Origin of the sequence: Streptomyces sp. NPDC005811 (genome assembly GCF_040630405.1) — a bacterium.
Classification (GTDB): Bacteria; Actinomycetota; Actinomycetes; order Streptomycetales; family Streptomycetaceae; genus Streptomyces.
In genome coordinates this window covers 215277-227030 of sequence record NZ_JBEXXK010000001.1, presented here as the reverse complement: position 1 = coordinate 227030, position 11754 = coordinate 215277, and the positions used below count along the sequence as shown (strand labels likewise).

Genomic DNA, 11754 nt, shown 5'->3' with positions numbered 1-11754 from the left:
TCCGCCGGCGGGCGAACCGGATCACCGTACGCTGCGTCTTTCCGGGCCGAACGGGATTTCGACCCAGATCCACGCAGGGGGCACCTCATGAAGATCCGTCGACCGCGGCTGCCGCGCACCCGTGCCGGGCGGCGCCGGCTGGTGCAGGCGGTGATGGCCGGGTGTGTGCTCGCGCTGCTCCCGGCCACCTGGCTGTTCGTGTCCACGGGCGACCGGATCGGTACGACGGCGGGGGCGCCGCGCCGGGAGGTCGCCGTGGTCTTCGGGGCCGGGCTGTGGGACGGCGAGCCGTCGCCGTATCTGGCGCACCGGCTCGACGCGGCGGCGAAGCTGTACCGGGAGGGCCGGATCCGGGTCGTCCTGGTCACCGGTGACAACAGCCGCGAGGACTACGACGAGCCGGACGCGATGCGCGCCTATCTGACCCGGCACGGGGTGCCGGACGGACGGATCGTCAGCGACTACGCCGGCTTCGACACCTGGGACTCCTGTGTGCGCGCCAAGAAGATCTTCGGCGTGGACCGGGCGGTGCTGATCAGCCAGGGCTTCCACATCCGGCGGGCGGTCGCCCTGTGCGAGGCGGCGGGCGTCGACTCGTACGGTGTCGGTGTCGACGCCAAGCACGACGTGACCTGGTACTACGGGGGCACCCGGGAGATCCTCGCGGCGGGCAAGGCGGCCCTGGACGCGGTGTTCGAGCCGGATCCGCGGTTCCTCGGCCCGAAGGAGAAGGGCGTCACGCGGGCGCTGGCGGCAGGGAGGTGACCGGGGGCGGGAGAGGAGGCCACCGCTCCCGCCCCCGGCCGTCAGCGGCCCCGGAACACCGGGGGGCGTTTCTCCAGGAACGCCGTCATGCCCTCCTTCTGGTCCTGTGTCGCGAACAGCGCGTGGAAGACGCGCCGTTCGTGGCGGACGCCGTCGCGCAGGCCGGTCTCCAGGGCCCGGTCCACGCACTCCCGGGCCGCGCGGACCGCGATCCGGCCGTACGAGGCGATCGTCGCCGCCGCCTCCAGGGCCTCGGCGAGGACCCGCCCGTCCGGGACGATCCGGGAGACCAGGCCCGCGCGTTCCGCCTCGGCGGCGTCCATGGTGCGGCCGGTGAGGACCAGGTCCATCGCCTTGGCGCGGCCGACCAGACGGGTCAGCCGCTGGGTGCCCCCGATGCCGGGGATGACCCCGAGCGTGATCTCCGGCTGGCCGAACACCGCGGACTCCCCCGCGATCACCAGGTCGCACATCATCGCCAGCTCGCAGCCGCCGCCCAGGGCGTACCCGTCCACCGCCGCGATCGTCGGGACGCGCAGGTCGGCGAACTCCTCCCAGCCGCCGAACCAGTCCGCGTCCATCATCTCGACGGCCGTCCGGTCCGCCATCTCCCGGATGTCGGCGCCCGCGGCGAACGCCGGCCCGGAGCCGGTGAGGACCACACAGCCGACGGTGGGGTCCGCCTCCAACGGCCGCAGGACGTCCATGAGTTCGGCGAGCAGCGCCGAGTCCAGGGCGTTGCGGACGTGCGGGCGGTGCAGGGTCACGGTCACGACCGCGCCCGCGCGGTCCCGTTTCAGGTTCGTCATCCCCGCCGCTCCTCTCACGAGTCCCAGATCGCGCCGTAGGCCGGAATCCCGCGCCGTTCCAGCCCGTGCACGACCTGCCAGGTCAGCTTCTTGTTGGAGATGCAGATCACCGCCTCCGCCCCGAAGTCCCGGTGGGCGGCGTGGGCGAGGGCCACCATGTCGGGCTTGCCGTCGCGGGAGGTGTCCCAGACGACGGCGTGCGGCTGGACGGCGAGGATCTCGTCGACGAGGGCGTCGCCGTAGGTCGTCCGGGGGTCGCGGGTCGCCCAGACCAGGCGGGAGGGGACCTCGGCGGCGAGCAGATGGGGCAGGCAGGGGCCGATGCCGCTGCCGGTCGCCACGTACACCACCTTGCGGAAGAGGACCTCGATGTTGGCGACGCCGGCGGTGGTGATGCCCTTCGTCCAGACCGTCGCGGGCAGGTCGTCGATGAAGGAGCCGGTCCAGTCGCCGGCCCGGGAGATGGTGAGCCGGAAGCCGGACTCGCCGGGGGCCGGGACGTTGGCGAAGGAGTGCCACTCCCCGAGCGGGCTGCGGCTGATCGCGGTGGAGGAGCCGGCGAACGGGGTCTCGCCGTAGTCGAAGCGGGCCAGCGCCACGTGCGGGGAGGGGCGTTCGGTGCGTACGTCGACCCTGCGCAGCCGCAGCCAGGGCAGCGCGACGCTGAAGGTGACGAGCGCGAGCACCGCCACCGGCACCGGGCCGGGGGCCGACATCAGGGTGTGCGTCCAGAACAGGGCGAGGGCGGTCCAGCCGCCGAAGCGGTGGATCTTCTCGAAGGTGTCGTGGTGACGGGAGCGGAAGGGCGGCAGGGCGGTCGCCACGATCAGCGCGAGGAGGGCCACGAGGGTCCAACCGACCGCCAGGAGAGGGCCGTTCCGCGTCCGCAGGGTGAGGGCCAGGAACCAGGCGGCCCCGGCCAGCGCCCCGCCCACGTGCAGTCCGCCGAAGTGGTAGACCTTGCCGAGCGTCCAGCGCAGCCGCAGCGGCCAGTGGGTCGGGGCCGAAGTCGCCAGTCGGAAGAGGAGGTTGACGACGTACTGCTGGCGGACGAGGACGGCGAGGGCGAGGTTGGCGAGGGCCGCGTGGGCGAGGGAGCGGTCGGTCGGCGGCCAACTGAGCCAGGCGTAGGCCGCGTTGACGGTGAGCACGAGGGCCGCGAGGCGGTTGTAGTGCATCAGGCGGGGGTGCTTGAGGAGGCGGCGGGGCGCGGACAGCAGCGGGGGCGGTCCGACGGAGGTGCGGTCCAGGGAGGTCGTCACCGGGTCACCGCCACCCGGTCCCGGTCCCGCTCCCGCTCCCGCTCCGGGGACATCTCCGTACGCTCCCGCGCCAGCCGCAGCAGCGCCGGTTTGTCGATCTTGCCGCGGTCGGTCTCCGGCAAGGATGTCAGGGGCATGACATCAACGGGGACGCAGTAGTACGGCAGCGCGTCGGCGACGGCGCGGCGGGCCGCGTCCGGGTCGACGTCCGCCGGGCAGACGAAGGAGACCAGGCTGCGGGCGTCGCGCCGGAGGGTCACCGCCCGGGTGCAGCCGGGGAGCCGCTCCAGGACCGAGGAGACCGAGTCCAGCTCCACGCGGAAGCCGCGCACCTTGACCTGGTCGTCGGTGCGGCCGAGGTGCTCCAGCCGGCCGTCGGCGGTCCAGCGGCCCAGGTCGCGGGTGCGGAACATGAGCCGGCCGCCGCCGAGGAAGGGGTCGGGCGCGTACCGCTCGGCGTTGAGGGCCTCGTTGCCGAGATACCCCGCCGAGACGCAGTCGCCGCCCGCCCACATCTCGCCGGTCTCGCCGATGGGCAGCGGACGGCGGTCGGCGTCGAGGACGTACACCGTGTTGTTGGGGGTGGGGCGGCCGATGGTGAGCAGCGGGTCGGCCGGGTCGTGGCGGCTCATCGTGTTGACGATGGTGGTCTCGGTGGGGCCGCAGCAGTTGAAGAAGGCCGCGCGGCGGGCCCAGCGGTCGGCGAGCGGGCGCGGGCAGGGCTCCCCGGCGACGGCCACCGCGCGCACCCGGGGGCAGGCCGCCGGATCGATGCCGGACAGCACGGTCGGGGTGGCGATCAGCACGGTGGCGGTGCGCGCGGCCGCCGCGATGTCCTTGCCGCGGACGACCAGGGTGGCGCCGTGCGCCAGGCAGCCGAGGATCTCCCAGGCCGCCATGTCGAAGGCCACGTTGAGGAGGTGGGCCACGCGGTCGCCGGGGCGGATGCCGAGGGCGCCGGGCCGGGTGAGCAGGATGTTGGCGACATTGCGGTGGGTGACCTTCACCCCGTTGGGGCGGCCGGTGGTGCCGGACGTGAACAGGACGTAGCAGCCGTCGTCGGGGGCGATCCGGGGGCGGGGCGCCGGGGCCGGTTCGAGGGGATCGTCCAGGGCGATCACCCGGGGGCCGGCCGGTACCCGTGCGAGGTGCTCGCGCTGGGTGAGGACGACGACGGTCGCGGCGGTGCGCACCACATGGTCGAGCTGGGCCCGCGGCGCGAGACCGACGTCCTGGGGGACGTAGGCCGCGCCCGCCTTCAGGATGCCGAGCAGGCCGACCAGCAGGGGGATCGAGCGGCGGACGAAGAGCCCGACGTGGTCGCCGGGGCGGACGCCCTCGCGGGCCAGCCGGGCGGCGACGGCGTCGGCGTACCGGTCCAGTTCGCCGTAGGTGAGGGTCGCGCCCTGGTGTTCGGCGGCGATCGCGTGCGGCCGGGCGGCGGCCTGCCGTTCGACGGCCCGGTGGATCAGCGGGTCCGGCACGGGGACGGCGGGGCCGCGGCCGTACCGGTGGAAGAGCTGCCGGTCATGGGGGGTGAGATGGCGCAGAGGCATGTCGGGGGGACCTCCAGGCTGGTTCGAGTGTCGGGTGACATGTCCGGGGCGGCGGCATGCCCGGGGTTTCGAACGCCGTGCGGTCGTGCGATGCCGTGCGGGTCGTACGCGTTCTCGACTCTAGTAGCGGCTCTTCAACTCTCAACCATGTGTGACCGGCCAACTACGGGACGAAATGAGTCACGTGAGGCGTCTTCCGTCACACCCGCTCCTCCCGCACCCCTCACGTCGGGGCCTCCGCGCCGGGGAGGGCACGACCACACCGCCGTAACAGGAGACCGCACGGGGCGTAACACGGGCGAAGCACGCTGAAGCGCATGCCGACCACCTCGACGCCCACCCACTGCCCGTACTGCGCCCTGCAGTGCGGGATGGCCCTGTCGCCCCTGCCCACGGGGGGCGTCGAGGTGGTCGAGCGCCCGGACTTCCCGGTGAACCGGGGCGCGCTGTGCGGCAAGGGCCGCACCGCGCCGGCGGTGCTCGCCCCGGGCGCGCGGCTGACCTCGCCGCTGGTCCGCTCCGGGGACACGCTCGTGCCGGCCTCCTGGGAGGAGGCGCTGGACCGGATCGCCCGGGAGCTGACCCGCGTACGGTCCGCGTACGGCGCCGACGCGCTCGGGGTGTTCGGCGGCGGCGGGCTGACGAACGAGAAGGCGTACGCGCTCGGCAAGTTCGCGCGCGTGGTGCTCGGCACCTCGCAGATCGACTACAACGGCCGCTTCTGCATGTCCTCGGCGGCGGCGGGCGGCATCAAGGCGTTCGGTCTGGACCGGGGGCTGCCGTTCCCGATGGAGGACATCCCGCGCACGGGGTGCGTGATCCTCGTCGGGTCGAACCCCGCCGAGACCATGCCGCCGTTCCTGCGCTTCCTCCACGAACTGCGGGAGAACGGCGGCACACTGATCGTCGTCGACCCGCGCCGCACGAGGACCGCCGAACAGGCCGACCTGCACCTGGCGCCGCGGCCCGGAACCGATCTCGCCCTGGCACTCGGGCTGCTGCACCTCGTCGTCGCCGAGGGGCGGGTCGACGAGGAGTACGTCACCGAACGCACCGTCGGCTGGGAGGACGCCCGCGCGGCGGCCATGGCGCACTGGCCGGAGTACGTGGAGCGGATCACGGGGGTGTCCGTTCCCGAACTCCGGGAGACCGTACGGCTGTTCTGCGAGCCGGAGGCCGCGATGGTGCTCACCGCGCGCGGACCCGAGCAGCAGTCCAAGGGGACCGACACCGTCGGCGCCTGGATCAACCTCTGCCTGGCCACGGGTCGCGCGGGCCGGCCGCTGTCCGGCTACGGCTGCCTCACCGGCCAGGGCAACGGGCAGGGCGGGCGCGAGCACGGCCAGAAGGCCGACCAGCTGCCCGGCTACCGCAAGCTGGACGACCCGGCGGCCCGCCGGCACGTGGCCGGGGTGTGGGGCGTCGACCCCGACTCCCTGCCCGGCCCCGGCCGCAGCGCGTACGAACTGCTGGACGCGCTCGGCACGGACGTGAGGTCCCTGCTGCTGATGGGGTCCAACCCGGTCGTGTCGGCGCCGCGGGCCGCGCATGTCGAGGAGCGGATCAGGTCGCTGGAGTTCCTCGCCGTGTGCGATGTGGTGCTGTCGGAGACGGCCGCCCTCGCGGACGTGGTCCTGCCGGTCACCCAGTGGGCGGAGGAGACGGGCACGACGACCAGCCTGGAGGGCAGGGTGCTGCTGCGCCGGCGGGCGCTCACCCCGCCCGACGGCGTCCGCGGCGATCTGGAGGTGCTGCACGGGCTGGCGGCCCGGCTGGGCGTGGAGAAGGGCTTCCCGACCGACCCCGAGGAGGTCTTCGAGGAACTGCGCCGGGCCAGCGCGGGCGGGATCGCGGACTACTCCGGGATCACCTACCGCCGCCTGGCGGAGGAGAACGGCGTGTTCTGGCCGTGCCCGACGACGGGGCCGACACCGGTCCCGACACCGGCGCCGACATCGGCAACGGACGGCGAGGACACCGCGCCGGACCCGGCCACGGACGCCCCGGCCCCGGCTGCCACGCCCGCCGCGGCAGCTCGCCCCGGCACACCGTCCCGGACCGCGGACCCGGGGTCGGCTTCGCCGCAGCACTGCGAGGACGCCGCGCCGCGCACGCACGACCCCGACCGGGCCGCCGGGCCCGCCGTGACGACGCATCCCGGCACGGCCCCCATGGCCCCCGAGTCCGCACAGCCGGTGCACCCCGGTACCCCCCGGCTCTTCCTCGACCGGTTCGCGACCCCCGACGGGCGGGCGCGGTTCGTGTCCGTGTCGCATCGGCCGGCTGCCGAGGAGGCGGACGAGGAGTATCCGGTGCTCCTCACCACCGGCCGGGTCGTCTCGCAGTACCAGTCCGGCGCGCAGACCCGCCGGGTCGACGAGCTGAACGCCGCCGCGCCCGGTCCGTTCGTGGAACTGCACCCCCGGCTCGCGGCGCGGCTCGGGGCCGCCGAGGGCGATCCGGTGGCCGTGGTGTCCCGGCGCGGCCGGGCCGTGGCGCCCGCCCGCATCACCGCCGGGATCCGCCCGGACACGGTCTTCATGCCGTTCCACTGGCCGGGCGAGGGCCGCGCCAACAGCCTCACCAACCCGGCCCTGGACCCCACCTCGCGGATGCCGGAGTTCAAGGTGTGCGCGGTGCGCGTGGAGCGGGCGGAGATCGCCGTGCCGTGAGGCGGCGACGGCCCGCCCACGAACATTTTGCGATTCCACAAGTACCCCATGAACCGGCTCCCACCTGCGGAGAGTCCCTTATGTTCGGTTCATCGGCAGCTCGGTAACCGCGAGTTCACCCGGGGGACGGCCGCGACGGGTCTACGCGCGTGGTGCCATGCCCATGCCCACGAGTCCCCCGTGGCACCCGACTCCCCTCAGGAGACAGGCATGTTGCGCAAGGTTCTCCACCGTGCAGGTGTGGCCCTGGCGGCCGGCGCCACCGTCCTCGCCCTCGCCGCCCCCGCCGACGCCGCGAGCTACACCGCCTTCGCCTTCTCGCTCGGCAGCGGCCAGCCGACGATCTACGACTTCATCGACTCGGCCACCACGTCCCTCGACATGACGATGTACGAGCTCGAGGACACCACGGCCGTCAACGACCTGATCGCCCTCAAGAACAAGGGCGTCACCGTGCGGGTGGTCCTGGACACCCAGCACAAGAGCGCCGACAGCGCGGCGTACACGGCCCTGACGAACGCGGGGGTCGGTGTGGTGTGGTCGCCGTCCTCCTTCGTCTACACCCACCAGAAGACCATCACGGTCGACGGCGCCAAGTCGCTGATCCTCACCGGCAACCTCACCTCCCAGTACTACGCGACCGGCCGGGACTACGGCGTCTTCACCGACGACACCCGCGATGTGGCCGCCATCGAGAAGGTCTTCGCGGCCGACTACGCCGGCACCTCGGTCACCCCCACCGACGGCGACCATCTGCTGTGGTCGCCCACCGACGCGCGCAGCCGTCTGCTCTCCGTGATCAACAGTGCGACCAGGACGCTGGACGTGGAGGAACTGGAGTTCGGCGACAGCACGGTGGTCGACGCGATCGCGGCGCGGGCGAAGGCGGGCGTCACCGTGCGGGTGGTGCTGGAGAGCCCGGCGAGCTACTCCAGCCAGGTCGCCGAGATCAAGGCGGCCGGAGGCAAGGTCGCCGGGTACTCCGACCCCGACGGCTTCTACATCCACGCCAAGGCCATGGTCGCCGACTACGGCCTGTCCACCCAGGAGGTGGAGGCCGGCTCCATGAACATCAGCAGCAACTCCCTCTCCAACAACCGCGAGCTGGGCATCATCCTCACCGGCACCGGGGTGGCCCAGTCCGTGGCCACCACGATCGAGACCACGTTCACCAGCGACTACACGGGCGGCACCGCCGCGTAGGCCGACCCGGCGGATCACGCCGGAGACGCGGGGCGCGGCCCGCCTGCCCGCGCCGGCAAGGTGCCGCCGCCTTCCTGCGGCCTGATCCACGGGACAGGACCCAGGGCGAGGCGCCAGGCCGTGTCCGCGAAGTCCCGCCCCCGGCTCGCTCCCCCAGGACGCCGCAGGGCCTGCCCTCCGGGCGGACGACGGGACCTTGCGGACACGGCCTAGCGGGAAAGGCGCAGGGCGAGGCCGTCGAGGACGACGTCCAGGCCGTAGTGGAACTTCTCCTCGCGTACGGCGGCGGGGTCGGTGGTCGCGGCGGCGGCCTGGGCGTAGCCGTCGGCGAGGTGGGCGTGGCCGGCGGCGGCCCGGCCGGCGGCGGGCATCAGCCGGGCGATGAAGTCGGCCTCGCTCTCGCCGGACCGGGCCACGGTGGTGAGCCAGGCGGCCTCGGTGGTGCTCATCCCGATGACGTACGACAGCACGGTGTCGATCGCCCGGCTCGGCTCGGCGAACCCGGCGTCCGCGAACAGGGCGGCCAGGCGCTCGGAGAAGGCCATGAGGTTGGGGCCGAGGTAGGCGAGGCCCGCCTGCCCCAGGACCGAGGACAGCCAGGGGTGCCGCAGGGCGGTGGCCCGGAAGGAGGCGGCGGCCCCCGTCGCGGCCGTACGCCAGTCGCCGCCCTCGATCGCCGGGACGTGCACCTCGGCCGCGACCTCGTCCACCGCCAGTTCCATCAGCTCGTCCTTGGTGGCCACGTGCCGGTACAGGGAGGTCGCGCCCGCGCCCAGCCGGGCGCCGAGCTTGCGCATGCTCAGCGCCTCGATGCCCTCGGCGTCCAGCATCGCGACGGCCTCCCGCACGATCGCGGCCCTGCTCAGCGCGGGCTGGTCGGGTTCCCGCCGCTCCCGTGCCCAGACGGACGGAACAGCACTCGGCTTCCCCTTGGGGCTCATGGCAACGGCTCCTTCACGGCGCGGCGCGTACGTCGTACGCCTCCAGCGTACAGAGTTCAAGGATTGCGCACACCGTTCCTGCATGCGTACAGTGTTCGCATCACTCGGAACACCGTACGCATCCCCGACGGGAAGGGACCCCACGTCCATGGAAAGCCGCAATCCACGCCGCTGGTGGATCCTCGTCGTGCTGTGCCTGAGCACGCTGGTCCTGACGATCGACAGCATGGCCCTGACCGTCGCGGTGCCCTCGATGACCGAGGACCTCGGGGCGAGCGCCCAGGACACCCAGTGGATCCTCGACTCCTACATCCTGGTCTTCGCGGGCCTCCTGCTCACCTCGGGCAGCCTCGGCGACCGCTTCGGCCGACGGCGGGTGATGCTGATCGGCCTGGTGCTCTTCGGGGCCGCCTCACTGGCGGCGACGGTCTGCACCAGCCCCGGCGAGGTGATCGCCGTCCGCACCGCGATGGGCGTGGGCGGCGCGCTGATCATGCCGTCCACCCTGTCGATCCTCATCACGGTCTTCGACGAGGAGGAACGCGGGAAGGCCATGGCGGCCTGGGGTTCGGTGTCGATGCTCGGCCTGGTCGGCAGTCCGGTACTGGGCGGGGTCCTGATCGAGCACTTCTCCTGGCACTCGATCTTCCTCCTGAACGTCCCGGTCGTCGCCCTGGCCCTCGTCGCCGGTGTGGTCCTGATGCCGGAGTCGCGGGCGCCGTGGCAGAAGCCCGACCCACTGGGCGCCGTACTCTCGGCGGTCGGCATGACCGCGCTGGTCTGGTGGATCATCGAGATCCCGCAGCACGGGGCGTTCGGCGGCCGCGCCGCCCTCTCCCTCGCCGTGGCCGTCCTCGCCCTGGCCGGCTTCGTGGTCTGGGAGAACGTCACGAGGACGCCGATGGTCCCGCTGGCCCTGTTCAGACACCGTGATTTCAGCGGCGGTTCGCTGGCGCTGGCGCTCGTCCAGATCGGCAACGGCGGCCTGCTGCTGGTCCTCACGCAGTACCTCCAGTTCGTCCTCGGCCGCTCCCCCGTCGAGGCGGGCCTCGCCTTCCTGCCGCTCGCCGTCGCCGCGCTGGCCGGCAACGGACTGGGCGTGAAGCTGGCGGCGCGCACCGGCAACCGGCGCGTCGTGCTCGCGGGCCTGCTGGTGATGACCGCCTGCTTCGCCCTGCTGACCACGGTCGACGCCGGCTCCGGATTCACCGTCCCGGCCGTCGCCCTGGGCCTGCTCGGCTTCGGCGCGGGCCTGGCGATGCCGGCCGCGGTGGGCGCGCTGATGGGCACCATCCCCGCGGACAAGGCGGGCGTCGGCTCGGCCCTGAACGACACCGTCCAGCAGGCCGGCACCGCCCTCGGCATCGCGATCCTCGGCTCCCTCCTCGCGGGCGGCTACACCGAGCGGATGCCGGCGGACGCCCCCGAGGCCGCCCGCCGCTCGATCGCCGGCGCCCTGGCGAGCGCGCACGGCGACCCGGAACTGGTCCACGCGGCCCGCGAGGCCTTCACCGCGTCGATGACCACGACCTTCACGGTCGGCGCGATCGGCACCCTGGCGGCGGCGGTCCTGGCGGCACTGGTGATGCGGAACCCCGGGCGGGAGCCGCGGCCGGCCCCCGCCCCGCAGGAGCGGGAGCCGGAGACGGAGATGGCGGCCTGAGACCCGCCACCACCGGGGCCGGCATCCGCACGGGATGCCGGCCCCGGTGCGTCAGGAGCCGGAACCGGACCATCCCGGAAGGGTCGGCAGGATCCGCGCCGCGAGCCGCAGGAGCACAGCGTCGTCCGGGCGCCCGGAGTCCTGGCGCCAGAGGGCGATGTCGTAGGAGCCGCCGCCGTCCTTCGGGTCGCGGGCGACGACGAGCCGGCGGGTGGGGTGGCTGGGCGCGGCGGAGGCCTGGTCCTCGGGGGGCCGGATGCCCCAGAAGTAGGCGTAGGTCCGGTCCGAGTAGAGCACGGCCGGGCGCCCGAGGAAGGTCCGCTCGCGGGCGTCGCCGCCCACCAGGTCGGCCATGTCCTCGACCGCGAAGTGGTCGAAGGACGCCGAGAGCTGGACGGAGTACGTCGGCAGCGTGACGTTCATCTCGGGGGCGGGAATGTCACTGCCGCCCAGGGTGACGGAGTCGTCGTCGCCGCCGTACGACAGCGCCCGCTCCCCCGGGGTGCCGAGCAGAGCGGCCAGGTCGGGGCGGTTCAGCGCCTGGCAGAGCTGGTTGGCGGAGACGTACTTCACGCCTGCCCGCACCATCGTCGGGATCCCGGTGGGCCGCGCGGACGAGCAGGAGATCGGCCCGACGGGCGCCGCGGCGGCGACGCGCTCCCGCGCGACGTGCTCCTTCTGGTACTTCCACAGGCCCCCCGCCAGCGCCGCCACCACCACGAACGCCGAGGTGACCTGCAGCCATGCGTTCGGACCCCGTTCGGCCGCCCTGACTCTCCCGGCTTCCTCGGTCATGCTTGTTACCCCCGGTTCCCCCTGGTCGCGCCGGTCGTGCGCGCAGGGAGCCTAACGGGGCGGGCGGTGTGCGGGAAAGCGAGTAGTT

The 11754-nt window shown here is 73.4% G+C and carries 9 protein-coding genes; 4 read left to right on the top strand and 5 right to left on the bottom strand.

The features are described 5' to 3' along the window. Positions 1-87 precede the first annotated feature (87 nt). A complete protein-coding gene (locus ABZ490_RS01005) occupies positions 88-765 on the top strand; it encodes an ElyC/SanA/YdcF family protein (protein ID WP_358982538.1) in 678 nt (225 codons plus the stop codon). A gap of 41 nt (positions 766-806) precedes the next feature. On the opposite strand, the gene ABZ490_RS01000 is transcribed toward ABZ490_RS01005, so the two are convergent. The 3 genes from ABZ490_RS01000 to ABZ490_RS00990 are packed head-to-tail and all read right to left on the bottom strand — an operon-like array spanning position 807 to position 4392. Beyond that, positions 807-1574 carry an enoyl-CoA hydratase-related protein gene (locus tag ABZ490_RS01000; protein ID WP_358982536.1) on the bottom strand — a complete coding sequence of 256 codons (768 nt, stop codon included), beginning with the start codon at positions 1572-1574 and terminating at the stop codon, positions 807-809. Between the two features lie 14 nt (positions 1575-1588). Beyond that, complete coding sequence (locus ABZ490_RS00995) at positions 1589-2836, bottom strand: hypothetical protein (RefSeq protein WP_358982534.1); 1248 nt, start codon at positions 2834-2836, stop codon at positions 1589-1591. Continuing rightward, a complete protein-coding gene (locus tag ABZ490_RS00990; protein WP_358982532.1) occupies positions 2833-4392 on the bottom strand; it encodes an amino acid adenylation domain-containing protein in 1560 nt (519 codons plus the stop codon). The genes ABZ490_RS00995 and ABZ490_RS00990 overlap by 4 nt, the downstream gene beginning before the upstream one ends. Positions 4393-4709: 317 nt before the next feature. Between ABZ490_RS00990 and ABZ490_RS00985 the strand changes: the two genes are divergently transcribed. Together ABZ490_RS00985 and ABZ490_RS00980 are read left to right on the top strand one after the other, a co-directional pair. Beyond that, on the top strand, positions 4710-7064 hold the full coding sequence (locus ABZ490_RS00985; protein ID WP_358982530.1) for a molybdopterin-dependent oxidoreductase: 2355 nt from the start codon (positions 4710-4712) through the stop codon (positions 7062-7064). A 210-nt stretch (positions 7065-7274) separates the two neighbouring features. Then, the gene (locus ABZ490_RS00980) at positions 7275-8267 is read left to right on the top strand and encodes a phospholipase D-like domain-containing protein (RefSeq protein WP_358982528.1); all 993 of its coding nucleotides are present in this window, start codon (positions 7275-7277) and stop codon (positions 8265-8267) included. Positions 8268-8476: 209 nt separating this feature from the next. Here ABZ490_RS00980 and ABZ490_RS00975 read toward each other — a convergent pair whose 3' ends face one another. Then, positions 8477-9208: a TetR/AcrR family transcriptional regulator C-terminal domain-containing protein gene (locus tag ABZ490_RS00975; protein ID WP_358982526.1), complete on the bottom strand. Its 732-nt coding sequence runs from the start codon at positions 9206-9208 to the stop codon at positions 8477-8479. Positions 9209-9356: 148 nt separating this feature from the next. Here ABZ490_RS00975 and ABZ490_RS00970 point away from each other — a divergent pair, with 148 nt between their 5' ends. Next, a complete protein-coding gene (locus tag ABZ490_RS00970; RefSeq protein ID WP_358982524.1) occupies positions 9357-10871 on the top strand; it encodes an MFS transporter in 1515 nt (504 codons plus the stop codon). A 51-nt stretch (positions 10872-10922) separates the two neighbouring features. Here ABZ490_RS00970 and ABZ490_RS00965 read toward each other — a convergent pair whose 3' ends face one another. After that, positions 10923-11666, bottom strand: a complete 744-nt coding sequence (locus ABZ490_RS00965) for a DUF6215 domain-containing protein (protein WP_358982522.1) — start codon at positions 11664-11666, stop codon at positions 10923-10925. Positions 11667-11754: the final 88 nt, after the last annotated feature.

Bases quoted from the DNA above. Each gene is read 5' to 3' on its own strand.
- ABZ490_RS01005 (WP_358982538.1), top strand. From the start codon at position 88: ATGAAGATCCGTCGACCGCGGCTGCCGCGCACCCGTGCCGGGCGGCGC.
- ABZ490_RS01000 (WP_358982536.1), bottom strand. From the start codon at position 1,574: ATGACGAACCTGAAACGGGACCGCGCGGGCGCGGTCGTGACCGTGACC.
- ABZ490_RS00990 (WP_358982532.1), bottom strand. From the start codon at position 4,392: ATGCCTCTGCGCCATCTCACCCCCCATGACCGGCAGCTCTTCCACCGG.
- ABZ490_RS00985 (WP_358982530.1), top strand. From the start codon at position 4,710: ATGCCGACCACCTCGACGCCCACCCACTGCCCGTACTGCGCCCTGCAG.
- ABZ490_RS00980 (WP_358982528.1), top strand. From the start codon at position 7,275: ATGTTGCGCAAGGTTCTCCACCGTGCAGGTGTGGCCCTGGCGGCCGGC.
- ABZ490_RS00975 (WP_358982526.1), bottom strand. From the start codon at position 9,208: ATGAGCCCCAAGGGGAAGCCGAGTGCTGTTCCGTCCGTCTGGGCACGG.
- ABZ490_RS00970 (WP_358982524.1), top strand. From the start codon at position 9,357: ATGGAAAGCCGCAATCCACGCCGCTGGTGGATCCTCGTCGTGCTGTGC.
- ABZ490_RS00965 (WP_358982522.1), bottom strand. From the start codon at position 11,666: ATGACCGAGGAAGCCGGGAGAGTCAGGGCGGCCGAACGGGGTCCGAAC.